Genomic DNA, 17,394 nt, shown 5'->3' on the forward strand with positions numbered 1-17,394 from the left:
GGGATAAAAAAGCCCCGGCTCCAGAAAATCCAGGGCAAACCGCCCTGCAAAAAGCTGACCAAGAACGGCTGGAGCTGAAGGGACAAAAAAAGGTAGATCAGGTGCATCCGAAGTTTACCGAAGAGGTGGAAAAGGCGGTGAAAAACTCTAAATATAAGTATCGTAAGGATTTACCAGATGGAAGAGTGCGGTTTTATAGAAAACACGCTCTAGCGGGAGATAAAGATCCAAATGCTTTTACCAGCGGAGGACGTAGTCATGTTCGTGAAGTCAATCCCCGTACAGGAAAGGTTCGAGAATGGGAAGAATGTTATCAAAAACCTAGTGAAGCGCGTCCAAAAGAGGCTCGAGGTGGAGCGCCCCAGAACGATTTACATGTGGTGCAAATTCATCCTGAGCCTAAAATTGATGGCGTAGTTCAAGAAATTCAGCATTATCCTTTTACCTCAAAGGATGTAGAAAAGTTTCAAAGCGGAAAAATTCCTGGCCTCAACACGAAGCCCAATCCTTTAGAAAAAAATTAGGGGGTGAAAGATGACTTATCTTGGAAAATTCTATTATTTTTATGTGTGGGAAGATTCAAAGGCGAATGACAAAGCTCCTAATCCAGAATGGCGAGACTGCACCCGCTATCTGGCGGGCTTTTTGATGAAGGTGTTATTGTTGAATGAGTGGCGAGAATACGATTATCCAAAAGAGCGTTGGACTTATGAATCCACCGATGTGGCGAAGAATTTTTGGGCACTGTTCGATTTGGGCAAGGATATTTCAGGAAAATCTATTTATGATTGTGTCCAAGAAGAAATTGAAAAGGGCCGAGATCATTATCCAGATGAGTCATTGATGGGATATTTATCGGAAATCAGTCCCTCTGCTATTGGTGCCCACGTGGAGCGAGATATTTTTGAATGCCTAGGAATTGCCAACGATTTGTTTATTGGGCGTCGAGATAGTTTTGAAATGTACGATGAAGAATATTGTACTGATCAAGAATATAATCCGAATTTAAATTGGCCCCACTATCCTTTTTCCGGCCCCCCCTATGGGCGCCGGCCCTACCTTCAGGGTCAAGACCCGCCTCGAAGCCAGGCGGTGATTTGGGTACCTTTTCCTATTTTACGGTTTTCTTTTTTTGCCAAAGAAGTCGCCCTCTTTGGCCGGTCCTTTGACGGGATGCAGCGTGTGGCTCAGGAGCAACTAGAGCAGCTGGACAGTCGCCTTATCCACCCGGAATATTTCTTTATTTTGGCTCGGGTGCTGGAGTTGGAGGACACTCCGGAATCCCGGAACAGCTTGGATATCCTGGCTAACAACCTGTTCTTGGGGGAAAAACCCTTGACTCAAGCCTGGGTGGAAGGGCCAGAGGAGGTGCCTTGGCTGCGATGAAATTTTGGACCTTCCTAACTCAACTTTGGAGTCAGTTTAAGGGGGAGGTGCGCATTGAGGCGCGCGAGAAGCTCCTTCTGAGCCCCGCCCTGGGGCAGGATGGATTTGAGAAAGTTTCGGTGACCCGAGACAGCAAAATTCTCCAGAAAACCCAGGCTCGCCAAGGCCAGGGGGTGGACTACGTCGAGTGCTCAGTTCAAGGGAGGCTTAGTGTGGATACGCCGCACCTGGAGGTCATCTCCACAACGGGCCAGCGTCCCTCGGGTATGGAAATCGTTCCTCGCCCAGAATTTACCGAGATCCACCGCACGGTCCTGCCCTCTATTATTGAGGAATCCCAGAGACCTCGTACTACCTTTAAGCCTGCCTTTAAGGCTGCTCTGGGGGTGAGCGTTGCAGCTCTGGCAGGGGCCAGCGGAGGGATTGCCTCTGGCGTGCTTGCAGCTTGCGCTCAGGCCTTCATCCAGAAGGGAGGTCTGGAGTCTCTGGCCAATCACGAATCCCTCCAGCTCTCGGATATGCTCAAGGCAGCGGGAAAAAGCCTTGCAGTGCAAGGGCTAAGCTTAGGAGATCTGGGCAGCGCCGGGAACTTGGCTAAAACGACGGCAGCCCATAGCTTGGTGTATCAGGAAAATCCTGTAAAAATCCTTGCCCGCCAGGGCGTTCTTCAGATCTCTGCCGCAGGAGCCTCAGAGATCGGCCAGGCCTATCGTAGCGGTCTTTCGGGGCTGGAACATAAATTACTTCACGGAGCCCTGGCCATGGCCTCTACTCTGTCTTTCCAGGCTCTGGAAAGCGGCACTGGTGACTGGAATCAGGCTCTTTTGGCGGCAGGCGCCACCATGGCGGCGGAGACGTGTGCGCAGGGCGTTACAGAAGGAATTCGAGACCAATTGCCTCAAAGAGCCCAGGGGGAAGGGCAGGAGGCCTATACCCAGCGCTGTCAGGAGGCAGCCCAGGCGTTGGCAGGTCGGGCGGTGGCATCGCTAAGAATCCTTCTGGCTACGGGGTTAGCCTTGGCGGGCAAGGACTCAGGAGACATCCAGGCTTGTGACACTGCGGCCACCACTGGCCTGGAGGAAAATTTTGTCACCACCATTCTGGCAGTAGCCTACGATGTAGCCCAGGGCGTTCAGGAAGTACGCGACGAGATCCAGGAGGGCAATTACTGGAGCGCCGCCGGTCAAGGAGCCCTAGCCGCCGGGTCTGTAGCATTGGATTTGGCCAGTGGAGGTGTGGGCAACACCGTGGTAAAAGCCGGGGTCCGCTTGGCGAGAACCGCCTTAAGCAAAGACAAGGGCCCGGGGATACTGAAAAAAGAGGGCGGCAATGCTTCGGGTCTAAAGGCCACGGGAAAACAGCGCCAGGAAAAGAAAGCGGGGACTCAGGATATGACTCCGCAAGAGCAAAAGGCGTATTTCGAACGCTATAAAGACAATCCTGTGCCGGTGGGAACCTATAAAGGCGATAAAATGAAAAAGATCGTTCAAGCCCGTACAAAAGAAACCGGACTGGAGTATGAACAGCACCATGTATGGCCCGTGGCTCAGTCCGATGAACTGCTTAAGGTTACTGGACGGAAGTATAAAAATAATACCGTGATTCCGTTGCCTAAAAAAATACATAAAGCCCAGGGGCGTAAATTAATTCACAAAAGAAATGAAGCATTTAAGCCCCAGAATCCAAGAGAATCTCTGCTGCAAGGGGTGCAAGATACTCGCCAAGGCTTGCTGGATGCGGGGTGTGATCGTATGAAGACCAATGAGGCTTGCCTAGAGGCACTGAAGAAAATAAAGGCGGATAACCCGGAAAGATTTTCTGGAAAAATCCCTCCTAAACCCTAGAAAATGGAGATACAAATGACGAGAGAACAGATTTATAATGAAATTCGTGAACGATCACCTCTTGATATTTATAGTGCGCCAGAATTACTGGAAGCTTTGGAATTATTCGAAAACGAAGACTTATTGGAAGATCTAGAAGACCTATACCAAGAATGGGGAAAGGGTGTCCAACTGAATCGCGCCAGGGAAAAGGAAGAGTTTGAGCGTATCCAGAAGTGCGAATCGTTATTTGAGTTTATTACTGAAGCTATTTTCAATCACGGAGACCCTGCGGTGATCCCCCCATTGCTGAAGTATGTACCTTCCGATGATACGGACCAAGACCTGGTATTTATGGAAGATTATTCCAGTGAACAAATATGTAATGGGATTACTAACGCTCGCTGCTTTGGGGAAGACTACATTCCCGTGCTGTTGGGGTGTATTCATGAACTTTTGCCCCGAGCCATGGCCAATGCAGAAAGCTTTTTTTATCAAATGGTTTTAGATGATTTAGGAAATTTTCCTGCAATTCATCCGCTCCTCAAGCATTTACATCTACCAAAAAAAGAATTTTTTATTCAAATACTAGATTATTCTATTCAAAAAGCTTTAGAAGAGCTCAAGGAAGAGGAGGGGCAGGAAGCATTTAACCAAGCACTTGATCGAATATCGCGTCCTATTGTTTCTGTAACTTATGAAGATACGTCTGTGGATCAAAAAGCTTTTTTCCGACAAGAATTCCTAAAGCTCCATGGCCATGATGGCTAAACTCTTTTGGATGCGCTTTTCCTTTTGGGTAGACAAGAAGGAGGATACGGGCTCCAGTTCGGTGTTTCATTCCTCTTGCATTGAGGCTAGGGAGGAGCTCCTTCTGACCCCCGCCCTGGGGCAGGATGGATTTGAGAAGCTTTCGGTGACCCGAGACAGCAAGATTCTCCAGAAAACTCAAGCTCGCCAAGGCCAAGGGGTGGACTACCTGGACTGTTCTGTTCAGGGCTTATGCAATGAGATCGACAAAATCTTTTACAGAGCCTTGTTTCTGTTCCTTTTTCGGGACCGTTTTGATATCAATATAAGACTAATATATATTTTAAGATGTATACCCTTATTTAATAAAAAAATATAGAGATTCACGGAAAATAGTTTATAGAACCTTCTGTTTTGACTTCTCCCTTCTCTTACTTCTTTTAAGCATACAATCATTGATTACCAACGGAAGAAAAGTCAGACATAATACTACATTGAAACAATGTATCGTCCCACCCCTGCAAGGAGAAAGATAAATAGCACTACAAAAAAAGTGACTCCAATTCGATTGATATGACCAACACTAGCAGAGCCCCCATAGAAAAATCCCAGATAGAGCTGCAAAAGGAAAAATAGTGCATACCCCGACACAATACGCCCTAGTACCATTATCCAATATAGCCAAGGGAATGGTTTAATCAAAGATATCCATCGTTCTGAAATATGCCTAGATATGTTGAGCACTCCTTTGAAAAAACTCGACTTCGGTGCTGAAGATAACTTAAGGGATGGGTTAATACGGCCTCCCTTCAAGCATAGACCAATACTTTTCGTTCCGTATCAGATTGGGTTTGACGCAATGGAGGGAGAGGATAGACGATTAGAGGCTTCCATAATAAGTCGTAGGCTTCCTGGAGACGAGGTAATCCTGGACGCAAAACTAAGAGCCTGTATTTATGGATGAGGGATCCGCCTTAACAAGCCCATAGAATGCGCGATCATCATCTTATTTTTGACAGCTGCTACAGCACTTTCGTATTCTTTAGACAAACTTGGATAATGCTTGAGCCAAGCCAAGGTTCGTTCAAGAACCCATCTTTTGGTGAGCGCAGCCCATCTTGGGGTTCTGAAATTTCAATTGTCTTGTTAAGACTGTTTCTCACAAACGCTAGCATGGGTTTTCCATATCCGGTATCGGCGCAAACACCTTTGAGTGTCGGATAGTGTTGCAGCGCCTCTTGAAAAATAGTGCACCCCCTTACTGTATCACGTTGATTCGCGTCATGAACAGTAGCGTGTACCAGAGTGCCTTGTGTATCCACAATACTATGGCGTTTAGGTTCTTTTATTTTTTTTCGTCCGCCAATGCCGCGTTGTTCACAAGCCTGAGTAGTTTTGACACTGTGTGAATCAATCCTGCGATAGCTTGGGTGTTCACTGCCACCAGCTTTTATTCGACGTATCTTAACAAATTCGCTCAGTACTTTTTTCATATTCTTTTGATCCTGCATCTTCGATAAAACGATTGTACAGGCGAGTATGGCGGAAAATCTTTAGGAAGCATTCGCCATGGGCAGCCCCTCTTTATTATGTAAACTACTCCATTAGCTTTTGCTTCTCGTGTTTACTTTTATTACTATACTTGCCAGGGCCCCCTCATAAAAATAAATATTTGGAAAAAGAAAAATAATAAGGGAATGCCTTGGATGGTAAACAATTTAAGATAAGGTTAATGAAGAAGGGGGTTTAGATCCTTTTAACCCCCTAAAAGATCCTAGGTCGAGTAAAGAATAGGGTGCATGAGATGTCTGAGATAAAAAGGGGTTAGCGACTTTGTGCGCAGCGCTATGCGGGGCTGAGGGATGGCAAGATGTTAAAGATTTTTGGAAGTTAAAGATAGATCTCAGGAGTCATCTGCCCTATAATAACCGCATACTCCGTGACGATACATTTCCAAGGTTCTTTAGAAGCCTTAATCCTGATCAGTTTCACGATCTATTTCGTACCTGGGTGAAGCGCATAAGTAAAAATAGCCCAGCAATATTATAGCAATAGATAGAAAGGCACTAAGGCGCAGTTGAGGTGTTACATAGGATACGCACGTTTGCTACAGAGGCTAGGCCAAGGGAAGGGATAAAAGAAACAAGCTCACAGCACTACCTAAAGTATTGGATTGGCTGGATAGTAAAAGATCTATTGTCACTATAACGTTGCAGATAAAATCCTGGGTAAAGGAGGACAGTATATTATTCTCTCTCAAAGCTAAGCAGAAAAATATTTTAGATGATGTGACGCGATATTTTGAAAAAGCATCCTTAGAAGCGCTCAAATATTGCTCAAATTATGATAAGGGGCACGCTAGAATTGAAGTTAGAAAATGCTCGGTAAGTCAGGATAGTCAATGACTCATCTTAAATATCCCTAATGGGCTTTCTATTAAAAGCATGGCGCGGATAGAATCCGCTCGTGAGATAAAAGGCAAATATGGGTAAAGGAGGACATTATATATTCTCTCTCAAATGTAATCACGGAAATCTTTCAGATGATGTGACGCGATATTTTGAAAAAGCATCATTAGAAGAGATCAAAAATTTGGAAAATTATGATAAGAGGAACGCTAGGGTTGAACTTAGAAAATGCTCGGTAAGTCAGGATAGTCAATGGCTCATCTTAAATACTCCTAATGGGCGTTCCATTAAAAGCATGGCGCGAATAGAATCGATTCCTGAGATAAAAGCTAAGTTTTTTAGTGAAGTGCGGTATTATGGATCTTCTTTAGAAGTAAGTCCTGAAACTATGCTCTCATATATTAGAGGTCATTGGGCCTTACATTGGGTAGTAGATAGGTCATTTGGTAAGAATCAAAGAAGAATACGAAAAGAAAACACTCCCCACAGTATGGCAATAATCAGGCATATAGCTCTGAACAAGCTCAGATGCCAGGACAATCAATCAAGCGGTTCAGAAAATTTTTTTCATGAAGTGGCCCTGGGCTACTGTTTAGCCTCCATTGACTTTATCACAAAATTTTCATAGGTTGTAAACAGAAAAATAAATCCAGTATGGGCGCTATGGCATTAAACGTATTTATTTGTGCAGGGGGAAGGTCTACTCGCTTTGGGGGAAATATTCCAAAATTATTTCAAGATTTAGGAGGTAAACCTGTTGTGGATTATGTGTTAGATATAGCAAAACATTTAACCTCGTTAGATCGAATCTATATTGTGACCTCTCCAAATTTCTTAACCTGGAACGGATGGCCTCTTGGCACCCATATCGTGCCCCAAGAACCTGCTTTAGGCACAGGTCACGCTTTTCAGTTAGCTTTTGAACATTTTGTGAATACCCAAATAGGAAATGTTTTAGATGAAGAGATCTTAGTATTAATGGCGGATTGTCCTTTAATGGAACTTCAAGACCTAACGTTATTTTTACAGCACGAAACTCCCTTAACCCTTTTAGCCATGTACCCAGAAGTTTTTCGTCGTTATGGAGAAATTTTAATGAGCTCTTCGGGAGAAGTATTTGGTATTCAAGAGCATAAATATACTGAAAATCCCTCATGGGATACCCTCCCTTTATGCTACACTGGAATTATGAAGATTTCTTCTCAGCTGGCTTCTTCTTGGGTCAAAGCCCTTCCCTTTCATTCCACTGTACAGGAATACCATATTACAGATTTTGTAAAGATGGCGCATCAACACGCTGTACCCGTAGGCGTTGTCATCAGCGATTCCCCCCAACACTTTATCGGTATTAATACAAAAGAAGATTGGCAAGCCGCTTACCAACTATTGCAAAATCGCTGGCGAGCTCGTGCTCAGCAGCAAGGAGCACTATTCCATGATCCTTCTAGCGTTATGCTTTCTTGGGATACGCGCTTTTTCTTGGATGCTCAGGTTCACCCCTTTAACGTTTTTGGACCAGGAGTAGTCGTGGAAAGAGGAGCAGTAATTTTTCCCTTTTGTAGATTGATTCACACCCATATTGGCCCTTATGCACGCATAGGACCTTTTGCTCACGTAAAAGAAGGAAGTAATTTAGGAACGGAAAGCTGTGTGGGAAGTTTCGTAGAAATGACCCGGTCTTCTTTAGGTGATTACAGCCAAGCAAAACATTTAACATATTTGGGAGATGTCAACATTGCGCAGGATGTTAATGTCGGTGCTGGAGTAGTAATGTGTAACTACGATGGTCTTCAAAAACACACTATCTCCATTGAAAAAGAAGCTTTTATTGGTGCAGGAACTATGCTGGTGGCGCCCGTTACTATCGGATCCGGAGCAACGATAGGGGCAGGTAGCGTCATTACAGAAGATGTACCAGAAAAAACTCTTTCTGTTTCAAGAGCACCTCAAAAAAATATTGTATTATCAGAAAATAGTCGTCATCGAACCCGTCCGCTAAAATCTAAGAAACTTAAAAATATCTCTTCCTGTGAAGAGAAATGAGAATTATTGTTTATGTCATTACCTTTGAGCCCTTTAGATTTCTTTTTTCAAAAAATCAGCTCCCTAAAAGGGATTGGGTCTGTTTGGAATGAACGTTTAGCGGGATTAGGACTAAAAACTTTTTGGGATGTTCTGTCTTATCTACCCCGTACCTACGAAGTCTATACTTCTGATATAAAAACGTTAATTTTACCTGGGTTAGCTCGTTTAGCGATCCAAGTGAAAACTTTGGAGAACGGTCCACCTTTCAAGGTAAGGTGCGTTAGCATTTCTGATCAGCACCCCCATTCAGACAAGGCCCCACTTTCTCAGGTGCCTGAACCCTTAAAAGTTTCTATATGCCTTATTTTTTTCAAAAAACCTACTTACCCCATTATACTTCAAAAATACTATACCGTAGAAGGTTTACTGGAGTATACTTCTCAAGGCTATGAAATAAAGCATCCTAGAATTTCCCGGTATCTTCCCACCACTTCTTGTGAATATCGCGCAGTATATCCTTTAAAGCATGGAGTATCCTCTGGATTATTACGGAACATTATTCAACGCATCATACTAATGTATCCTGAAGTCACCGATTGGATACCCAAAGAGTACTCGCTTCCCTCTCAAAAAGAAGCACTCCGTATGATACACCTGCCTTTACAAGATCCTGGACCCATGAATGAATCTTCTGCATTGAAGCGCTTGGCGTTAGACGAGCTTCTTGCACAGCAGCTGGCGTTGCAAGAATTAAAAGACTACTATGCCAAAAAACAATCTCCGGTATGTTTTGGAGATTCTGCTGTTCTTAATGAAGTATTACAAAGATTTGGACTTTCCTTGACTCCCAGTCAACAGAGCACCTGGCATAAGATTCAAGATGAACTTATTGGGGAGCGTCCTATGATGAGGCTCTTACACGGAGATGTTGGTAGTGGAAAAAGCATTATCGCTTTTTTAATGTTAGTTCAGATTGCAACTTCTGGTCAGCAAGGAGGATTATTGGTACCCACAGAGGTATTGGCTCACCAGCATGCCCGTGCTTTGAAAAAACTTTTACAGAACACAGGTCTAGAAGTAACATTATGGACCGGTTCTTTTAAGCAGAGATTAAGGGGGGACATCGTTGTGGGGACCCATACATTGTTTCAAGAAAAATCTTCTTTTGAATCCCTGGGGGGTGTCGTGGTGGATGAACAGCATAAGTTTGGGGTATTGCAGCGACTTCGTTTGGTACGAAAAGGACAGTATATGCCCCACACCTTATTTATGAGCGCTACTCCTATTCCCCGCACTTTGGAAATGACACTATGGGGACAGGTGGCGGTGAGTCGTTTAGAAAAGCGCCCTGAACAACGCTCCGTAGAGACCTATATGGTAAGTTGGAATAAAATTTCTGAATTATATCGCTGGATTCAACGATGCTTAGACCAAAAAGAAGCAGTATATTGGGTATGTCCTTGGATTGAAGGAGAAGATGTGGGGAATTCTGGTCAGGTTGTAATACGATATCAAGCGTTATTAACAGAATTTCCAGGACATGTAGGCATGCTTCATGGAAAGCTTTCTTGGCTCGAGAAAGAGCGGGTATTAAAGGAATTTTCTGATGGCACCTTGGGGATCCTAGTTTCCACTACCGCTATCGAAGTAGGTGTTCATGTCGATCATGCCAGCACCATGATTATCGAAGAAAGTCAACGCTTTGGCTTAGCACAACTTCATCAGCTAAGAGGGCGAGTAGGGCGCGGTATGGTACAAGGGCACTGTTTTTTAATCTGGGGAAAAATGACTTCTAGTCTAGGGTTTCAACGATTAAAGGTACTAAAAAAATGTGATGACGGATTTGTTCTGGCTCAAGAGGATCTTCGTCTAAGAGGAGCGGGTAGTGTGTGTGGTTTAGCCCAAAGTGGAAGTAACGGATATCGTTTTGCAGATCTTTTGATTGATCAAGACTTACTAGAACCTGCACTGAATTTGGCAAAAGCGCTCAAAGCCAAGAATGATCCGAGTATACCCCTAATCCTTTCTTTATTTGGATATCATTATACAGACTTATGGCACGCGGGATAATAAGTGGTAGAAAAGATTTCAATCATAATACGCTATACATACATTTAAGTTTGCTTTAGTATGAGTGATGCAGCAAAATGAACGAAGAAAAGAAAAGTCTGTGCAAGTGTGTCGTATTTGAGTGTAACGCGCCTGAAATGGGTTAACTTGTTGAATATTCGCGCGACTAGAGTTCGGTTTTTATCAAGATCTGCGTCAAATTCTCTGGTTTTTTTTGCATAGATCGTGAGGGGATGATGGCTTTGTTGCTGTCAGGATAATGGATAATGTCATCGGCATGGTAACTTTTATCCGCCAATAGCTTTTTAAAGTCAGAAATTTTTTATTCAATCAAGAGTTTTGGTATAGCCAGAGTACTGACTCGGCGATAGAATGAATCTGATGAGGGTACCTAAAGTATCCCATGAGCGTGGATTTTCGTACTAAAATCGCCTACTAAGCGCCCCAGCGCTTGTTCTTGTGTACCATTGACCCTATTTTTTCCTGGCGCACGCAGCGTATTGATGGGCGCGAATCATTGTGGAATCAATCATGATCTATTTCGTATCAGCATCTGCTGCAAAGGTATTGAAAATCATTGGCCACACACTGGTTTTGGACCAGCTTATAAACTGTTTATGAACCCTCGATTATTTTCTGTAAGATTCTGGCAATGTACGCCACGCTGCACCCTTGCTGGCAATCCACATCATGGCGTTGATAAATTTCCGGTTATCGTTACCAGTACGTTCTGAACCCTTTTCTTGCCCAGGTAAACTTTCTTTTATGTGTTCCCATTGGTCGTCTCGTATCCCTTGCAATCTTATCTCCGCTTGTAACTAAATATTTTAATCTTACAACACTTAATCATAAATGTCGACACACTCTAGTTTAGGTTTGAGTATTAAAGAAATAAAACAAGTCATTTAGGCTATATCCAAAAAATTCAATCTATTCCTTTATCTTTTGAGACTTAGAAAATGAAGTATTCATTGATTACACTTTGTCTAGGGTGTAGTTCTTTTATTAAAACTCCTCCAACCCAAATTACAAATTGTTTTCTCTTACACGTCCCATTGAACACCATTAGCGCTATTGGCTTATGATGAATATACTCAGCTATATATCCAAATAAATACAGAATAGTTACAGAGAATAGCGCGTCAATCAAACAATTTGTAGAACGTTCATGAGAATAAAGCGGTAGGTAAAGTAAAGTATGACCAGTATCCTTAATCATTTTCTACCTAGCTTTACCTTTATGGAAAGCAGCATTATCCATGACAATACCAGAGTTTTCTGGGATATTGATGAGGAACATTTTCTCTACTCAACACATCAATACCTCTACAGCACCCGTAAGCAATCTATCCCTAAAGTAGAGCCCATTAAAGTGCCTATAGCATTTGTTCTATCTATTTGTTCTATTTTTTGCACCCAAAATTCTGGTTTACGTAACACCGCTTTCCTTTTAAATAATACTCGTGAGTTCTTGACATATCATGGGCAAGTCCACGTTCATCAACTTTGCTGTTTAATTCATCACGCTTTTGGCACAATACAGATCTTTTTTCTAGATCCGCTTTTAGATGATTTAAGATTTTTTTTATAGCCCCCCCCAAAACGTATCAAGGCCTTCAAAATGCCCACAGCGCTACCCCCAAAGCACTCTGCGCGCGCTGACTGATCGACATCAGGATCCATTTTAATATCGTGTTCTAAACAGTCCATGTCCATTGTGCTGGCTGACTTATAGCGAAGTAATTTGGGTTTTAAACGCGTCCTCCCTCTATAGTCTGCTGACCTTATTCCAAAACGTCTACCCGATTTCTGATAGCTCACCCCTTCTTTCTTCTTAATGCCTAAACCCTTACGACGCAAATTCCATGAATACGACAGCTTTAAATATCTTCTCTTTTTTTCTATTGTAACTATTTTATTGTTATTTTGCTATAATATAGGTTCACTCGTAATACTAGAAACGTTTTCTAACTCTCTTTGCTCCATCCTCTATCTTTGAAAATATTGATCTCAATACCATGTTCCTCAATCAATACAATAAAGTGAGGCGATGTACCTTCTAGAATTTATCTTCACAATATGAGATAAATAGATTAAAAGATATGCATAGGAGGAAAAAATGACTTATTCAATTGATTTAACAGATAAACAATGAGCCTTAATTGAAAGTCATTTTAGAACGAAAAATAATGGGAAAAGTCGAAAGTATCGCCCAAGTGATGAATGCCGTATTTATGAGATGAAAACGGGGTGCCAATAACGTTTCTTGCAAAGAATACTCATCCTAAAAAACAGTCTATAGTTTTTATAAGAGCGCCAAATATAAAAGAATCTGGAAAAAACATAGGAGAACTTGTGAATCCCAGTTCCATGAAACTGGGGCGCCATGCCGACCCCAGTTATAGTGTCATCGATTTCCAAAGTGTACAAACAACAGAGAGCGCTGAAGAACGAGGCGTTGATGGGGGAAAAAATAAAAGGTCGGAAACTTTATATTGTAACAGACACACAAGGTCATCTTTTTTACGCTAAAGTCTAGGCAGCCTATATTCATGATACGGCTAGAGGCTGTGCTGTGTTTCAAAGAGTCTTAAGACCTACTCCTCCGCTTAAGTTGGGGTACCGGTTACTGAAAAATAACAGAAAGATACGTTAAAATATCCTGAAAAACACAAGTAATATCTCGGTTCGCCTGACTCAAGGGGGGACTATTTTGGTAAAAAGCGCACATTGTTTTGGCTTAGTCACTTCCCAAAACATGCCAAAGAGAATGAAAATTCTATTTTGGTGGAGAGGAGAATATATGTTATGATTCCGTACTTTATACTATTGATTAGAAGATATGCATTATTGTGAATACCAATTATAAATTAAATTATAATATAATAGAGCTGTTGCGCAAGCCATGTTCCTGTTTTTTAATAACGAAAACGCTTTTCTCGGGCTGCCGCTTTGGATTATGGAGCGGTATGACCCTTTCCTTTATTCCTATATCTTTCGGATAAAATCTGTGAATACCTTGAGGTTACCTAGGATATTTTCCACCAGGACGCTTCTCCCTCAAAAAAGCCAAAAGATAGCTAACTAAAGAACGGGTTTATGATAAAGTGCAAATATGAAATTGACTTAGCCCCCTAAATAATGCTTTGTTTCAAGAAGTGTTTCTCTAAAAAGTACACCAAATCTTTCCAAGTCAGCGGCTTGCAGAACCATCAATGTGGAGATCTCGAATGCTAATTGACGCCCAAAAACCCTCGCAGTGTGGACCCTATGCTGCGAAAGTTATGGGTTCTTTTGTATGCCCATTTTGGGGTACCAATGTCAGGTGTGGCGGCGATTTTCAAGAGTTTTGTGTAGGCTATTCCCAAGCGGGTTTGTGCTGCTTCGGATCTCGTGGAAAAGCCTCAGGGACGCTTGGCAAAGGTTACTCAAGTGGAGGCACTGGATTTGTGTGTACACACGTCATGCCCTCAGATGGCATTAGGGAGCGTTCTGAAAAAAATTTAAGGCAGCTTATTCATAAAATTGACAGTAATGCGCTTGTTTTTGTACCCAAGGGATTTTTTCGTATTTTACCTAAAAATCGGCACTTTTTAGTAAAAGTTTAACGTATACTGTTGAATAAACCAACAGCGATACTCGTCATTGTTTCCCCGGATTTAAAAGGAAAACAAAGACTTCAAGCCGTAGCGTGGATAAGGTTCATCATTCTTTAAAGCTGGTTTATTTCTTCTAGGACATTTCGCAAAGTAATCTTTTTGCATCACCCCCTTCTTATCGTTCTTGAGTTGAATATCTTCGGCAAAGAGCCTCTAGATTTTGACAAAAAAGCTTTATAACCCGGTAAATTTGATGGAGCAGATGTTCAATACAATCAAGCATTTTCGACGTGTTACAACGTGCGATGACACAGAAAAAGTGGCTTTCCTGGCTTTCATCACGATCGCCGGTATCTGCCTATGGCTTAAATACTATGTTGACACTGCCTCAGAAAATTTTGTTTTTATTGCCTGAATAGTAAGGGGGACGCTGTTTTTCGGGGTTCGATCGTCTTCTCGGTTGCGTTAATGAAGAGAGCGGCCAGCTCTTTTTGGGTAGTTTTTTCAGTTTTGGATGGCCCTAATGCTGGCCAAAAATGGCTCAAGGCGTCTAATTACGGGGAACCCACAGCAATCATCTACTTCCAAAAAGCACCCTACACACTGCTGAGTTCAATAGTTTCGTTAGGCTCAGTTTTGAAAGGAGAGCAGGGAGTGTGTAACGCGCAAGAACCTATTTCTGCCACAAAAGTTTCAGTTTCTTAAGGATACTCTCACATTTTTGCGCCTTGATATCAAATAAGTGGTCAAAAGTTTTGGGATTGCGGCGAACCGTCGTGTGTTTTAGGAACATGGAGGCTCTTTCTCCTATTTACTTTTTATGTTTTGATACCGTTTTTCTTAACAATAGGTTTATTATACCAGATTATACCTAAACAATCGTATTGTTTATATTTTTTGAAGAGTGTGTTTCTAGGCACCTGATGAGGGACAATATTATTCGGTCTGATTAAAGGTATTTTTATTATTTATCCCTTTTCATTACCTATACAATTCCATGTTTTGGGCGAGTTAGGGGAGCATTATTGAGACGATAGGGTTAACTTAGTTTTGCGTTGAATCACTAAATACCGTAGTGCTAAGTAAAGATTTCTCCATCACTCCTTTTTTGGACTGTAGTCTAAGAGCTGGATCAAATTTTTTCTCTTTTTCAATACCTCTTTTCTCGCGTAACTCCTGTATAAATTGAATATGCAAACCAAGACGGTATTTAAAGTGTTCTATTAGAAATTTACTTAACTCTCTAGACTTCTTTTGAATATTCTGTATAGTATCTTTTTTATAAGTAGGCCAAGACTCTAATGCTATTTTGTCCGTACTCAGTGCATGGTCTATACCCTCACCAAACCATTGGAATATTTCGTTAAAGCACTTACTATCCGTTTCCCTACCACTCCACGTAAAGGGCCCTTTATCGTTGAGTGATTCACGTGTTGTCCCATCCGAATTCCTATACTTTATTTTTGTCGTTATTGAACTCAATAATTCGTCCATGAAGTTGTTCACCCGTTCAAGACCCTCCTGGAAGTCTTTTTTATGTTGCGGTCCCATTCCCTCATATGCAGCCTGTATTCCTAATGCAAGTGCTTTATTTTTGGTGTTAAAACTATCTTTGGAAGTGTTGAATAAGTCTTGAAAATTGCCCGTTATGTGTTTTGAAGACTCCTTAACGATCAACTTGAAATCCCTTTTCATTTTTTCTTCTATTTTTCTGTTTTTTTCGATACCTATGATACCCGTGTTTTCAAATAACTGGCGTAAAAATTGAATCTGCAAACCAAGACGGTTTTTAAACCGTTCTCCTTGAGATTCGCTCAACGCTTCATACTGCTCTTGAATCTGGTCTATACTGTTTTTTTGTATTTAGTCCAAAATTTTATCAGCTTACTTTTTGCCGAACTTAAAGCACGGTGTGTACTCTCACCAAATAATTCGATTATTTGGTTCATGATCGCCCCCTCCTTATCCTCTTTTTTACCATCAAACGTAAAGGGCCCTTTATCTTGTATTGTCCCATCTAAATTGATCTGCTCTTCGTCTGGCGTTATTGAATACAATAACTCGTTCATGAAGTCGTATACTCGTGCCATACTTTCCTGGAAGTCTTTTTTTTGTTCCTGGTCTATTGTACTATATAGACTTTTTAGTTCTGATTCGAATTTTTTACTAGTATTGTTAAAATCATCTTTCGGAACGTTCAATAATTTTTGAACATTGTCTGTTATGTATTGTTCAGAATTTTTAACGTTAGAATTTTCAACACTCAACTTGAAATTCGGCTTTTTACTTGTTTCTGCTTTTAAGTGTTTACTCATACTGAGAAACACTCCCAGAATAAAAAAATTAATTATTTTTTTTGCATATTTTTTTAGTATTTTTGTTTTACTTTTATAGTATATAATTTAAAATAATAAAAATTTATTAACTATATAAAGAAACACTCCCACAACTATACGCTATTGAAAACAGTAAAAATAATAAGGCGTAATATAAGTATGCGTACCCCCCAAGAATTAAAAATGAGTACACAAAAACTAATAGAAAAAAAATGCGCATACATACAAAAACTTACTCAATATATCAAAGAAAACGAAAAAATAATAAAAAAATAAATTATAATGAATTTATTTATTAAAACAAAGAAAAAAGTGTGTAAAAGCTTCTAGGCAATGTAGCACCAGAGGCTCTAGTTTTTAAAAAACTTTATTCATCTTAATAAAAGTATACGAAAAGCGTTCATAAAAAAATAGAAAATTTCCCTAGAAAAGAAAGTATACGTATAGTCGTTATGGATGGGGTAAATATGGAACAAGATACGCTGGCTAAAAAAATTTATTTTATCTTGATGATAATTGCATTTTACAATAAAAAGAGAGTATTACACCATTAGTCTTTCAAGAGACATAAAACGTTACTTTATTTGAAACTTATGTAAAATACGTGTTTATAATAGCAATAAACAAAAAACAGTCGTAATGAGAGATAGCTGTTAATTATCATACAACGGAAGAAATAGATGCATTAATAAGAGCAGAAATTTTATTTTTTCCTATTTTATTCTCCTGATTTGAACCCCATAAAACATCTTTAGATTAAGATAAAATATTAGATTTGAAAAATTTCTGTACATTTCTTCTCTGTACCGGACAAAACTAATTGGTTAGTTAGTTTGCATTGACAGTAACGCGCTGAAATAAAAACAAAAAGTGTATAATCTCGATTATCGAAAAAGAGGTATACATCATGGTTTCAGTCAACGAGTTAAAGAGGATTTTAAAGCCATATTTCAAAATCGACAATAGGCGTCTTGATTGCTTAACCCAAATGTTAGGT

Annotated in this window: 19 protein-coding genes and 2 pseudogenes; 13 read left to right on the top strand and 8 right to left on the bottom strand. The window is 41.0% G+C overall.

Translation table 11 applies throughout. The features are described from left to right. The 5 genes and pseudogenes from HCUR_RS01005 to HCUR_RS01025 form a co-directional block, all read left to right on the top strand. A pseudogene (locus tag HCUR_RS01005) lies at positions 1-524 on the top strand (hypothetical protein); the annotation flags it as partial. 10 nt (positions 525-534) lie between these two features. Next, entirely contained in the window at positions 535-1,386 is an 852-nt protein-coding gene (locus HCUR_RS01010; RefSeq protein WP_243397237.1) for a hypothetical protein, read from the top strand. Further along, positions 1,374-3,230: a hypothetical protein gene (locus HCUR_RS09425; RefSeq protein ID WP_243397238.1), complete on the top strand. Its 1,857-nt coding sequence runs from the start codon at positions 1,374-1,376 to the stop codon at positions 3,228-3,230. The genes HCUR_RS01010 and HCUR_RS09425 overlap by 13 nt, the downstream gene beginning before the upstream one ends. A 15-nt stretch (positions 3,231-3,245) precedes the next feature. Continuing rightward, a complete protein-coding gene (locus HCUR_RS01020; protein ID WP_129591807.1) occupies positions 3,246-3,980 on the top strand; it encodes a hypothetical protein in 735 nt (244 codons plus the stop codon). Further along, entirely contained in the window at positions 3,970-4,338 is a 369-nt protein-coding gene (locus HCUR_RS01025) for a hypothetical protein (RefSeq protein ID WP_129591808.1), read from the top strand. The genes HCUR_RS01020 and HCUR_RS01025 overlap by 11 nt, the downstream gene beginning before the upstream one ends. A 430-nt stretch (positions 4,339-4,768) precedes the next feature. On the opposite strand, the gene HCUR_RS09755 is transcribed toward HCUR_RS01025, so the two are convergent. From HCUR_RS09755 to HCUR_RS10005, 3 genes and pseudogenes are all read right to left on the bottom strand, one after another. Continuing rightward, on the bottom strand, positions 4,769-4,897 hold the full coding sequence (locus HCUR_RS09755) for a hypothetical protein (protein WP_279337395.1): 129 nt from the start codon (positions 4,895-4,897) through the stop codon (positions 4,769-4,771). Between the two features lie 84 nt (positions 4,898-4,981). Further along, on the bottom strand, positions 4,982-5,452 hold the full coding sequence (locus HCUR_RS09430) for a transposase (RefSeq protein WP_243397239.1): 471 nt from the start codon (positions 5,450-5,452) through the stop codon (positions 4,982-4,984). After that, a pseudogene (locus HCUR_RS10005) lies at positions 5,449-5,556 on the bottom strand (transposase); the annotation flags it as partial. The pseudogene HCUR_RS10005 and the gene HCUR_RS09430, both read right to left, overlap by 4 nt. A 236-nt stretch (positions 5,557-5,792) precedes the next feature. Here HCUR_RS10005 and HCUR_RS10010 point away from each other — a divergent pair. The 5 genes from HCUR_RS10010 (at position 5,793) to HCUR_RS01065 (ending at position 10,462) form a co-directional block, all read left to right on the top strand. Continuing rightward, a complete protein-coding gene (locus HCUR_RS10010; RefSeq protein WP_104206351.1) occupies positions 5,793-6,008 on the top strand; it encodes a transposase family protein in 216 nt (71 codons plus the stop codon). Positions 6,009-6,169: 161 nt separating this feature from the next. Continuing rightward, positions 6,170-6,364 carry a hypothetical protein gene (locus tag HCUR_RS01050; protein WP_207760850.1) on the top strand — a complete coding sequence of 65 codons (195 nt, stop codon included), beginning with the start codon at positions 6,170-6,172 and terminating at the stop codon, positions 6,362-6,364. A 79-nt stretch (positions 6,365-6,443) separates the two neighbouring features. Further along, positions 6,444-6,995 carry an ISAs1 family transposase gene (locus HCUR_RS01055; RefSeq protein ID WP_104206353.1) on the top strand — a complete coding sequence of 184 codons (552 nt, stop codon included), beginning with the start codon at positions 6,444-6,446 and terminating at the stop codon, positions 6,993-6,995. A gap of 26 nt (positions 6,996-7,021) precedes the next feature. Then, a complete protein-coding gene (locus tag HCUR_RS01060; RefSeq protein WP_104206354.1) occupies positions 7,022-8,410 on the top strand; it encodes an NTP transferase domain-containing protein in 1,389 nt (462 codons plus the stop codon). Positions 8,411-8,422: 12 nt separating this feature from the next. Next, complete coding sequence (locus HCUR_RS01065; RefSeq protein ID WP_104206355.1) at positions 8,423-10,462, top strand: ATP-dependent DNA helicase RecG; 2,040 nt, start codon at positions 8,423-8,425, stop codon at positions 10,460-10,462. Positions 10,463-11,091: 629 nt separating this feature from the next. Here HCUR_RS01065 and HCUR_RS10015 read toward each other — a convergent pair. The 3 genes from HCUR_RS10015 to HCUR_RS07655 form a co-directional block, all read right to left on the bottom strand. Beyond that, on the bottom strand, positions 11,092-11,262 hold the full coding sequence (locus HCUR_RS10015) for a transposase (protein ID WP_165780606.1): 171 nt from the start codon (positions 11,260-11,262) through the stop codon (positions 11,092-11,094). A 603-nt stretch (positions 11,263-11,865) separates the two neighbouring features. Next, positions 11,866-12,000, bottom strand: coding sequence for a hypothetical protein (locus tag HCUR_RS09760; RefSeq protein ID WP_279337399.1), 135 nt, complete (start codon positions 11,998-12,000; stop codon positions 11,866-11,868). Then, the gene (locus HCUR_RS07655; protein WP_129591810.1) at positions 11,984-12,322 is read right to left on the bottom strand and encodes a hypothetical protein; all 339 of its coding nucleotides are present in this window, start codon (positions 12,320-12,322) and stop codon (positions 11,984-11,986) included. Before HCUR_RS07655 ends, HCUR_RS09760 begins: the two co-directional genes overlap by 17 nt. A gap of 390 nt (positions 12,323-12,712) precedes the next feature. Between HCUR_RS07655 and HCUR_RS10020 the strand changes: the two genes are divergently transcribed. From HCUR_RS10020 to HCUR_RS01095, 3 genes are all read left to right on the top strand, one after another. Beyond that, positions 12,713-12,994 (top strand): hypothetical protein, encoded by a 282-nt coding sequence (locus HCUR_RS10020; RefSeq protein WP_104206359.1) that lies wholly within the window; start codon positions 12,713-12,715, stop codon positions 12,992-12,994. Positions 12,995-13,692: 698 nt separating this feature from the next. Continuing rightward, positions 13,693-14,070, top strand: a complete 378-nt coding sequence (locus tag HCUR_RS01090; protein ID WP_129591811.1) for a hypothetical protein — start codon at positions 13,693-13,695, stop codon at positions 14,068-14,070. A gap of 459 nt (positions 14,071-14,529) precedes the next feature. Then, complete coding sequence (locus HCUR_RS01095) at positions 14,530-14,766, top strand: hypothetical protein (RefSeq protein WP_104206361.1); 237 nt, start codon at positions 14,530-14,532, stop codon at positions 14,764-14,766. Between the two features lie 339 nt (positions 14,767-15,105). Here the strand turns inward: HCUR_RS01095 and HCUR_RS01100 are convergent, their stop codons facing one another. Both HCUR_RS01100 and HCUR_RS01105 read right to left on the bottom strand, forming a co-directional pair. Beyond that, on the bottom strand, positions 15,106-15,879 hold the full coding sequence (locus HCUR_RS01100; protein WP_129591812.1) for a hypothetical protein: 774 nt from the start codon (positions 15,877-15,879) through the stop codon (positions 15,106-15,108). Positions 15,880-15,905: 26 nt separating this feature from the next. After that, on the bottom strand, positions 15,906-16,376 hold the full coding sequence (locus tag HCUR_RS01105; RefSeq protein ID WP_129591813.1) for a hypothetical protein: 471 nt from the start codon (positions 16,374-16,376) through the stop codon (positions 15,906-15,908). Between the last annotated feature and the right edge of the window lie 1,018 nt (positions 16,377-17,394).

The sequence above is a fragment of the Holospora curviuscula genome, from assembly GCF_002930195.1.
Taxonomy (GTDB): domain Bacteria; phylum Pseudomonadota; class Alphaproteobacteria; order Holosporales; family Holosporaceae; genus Holospora; species Holospora curviuscula.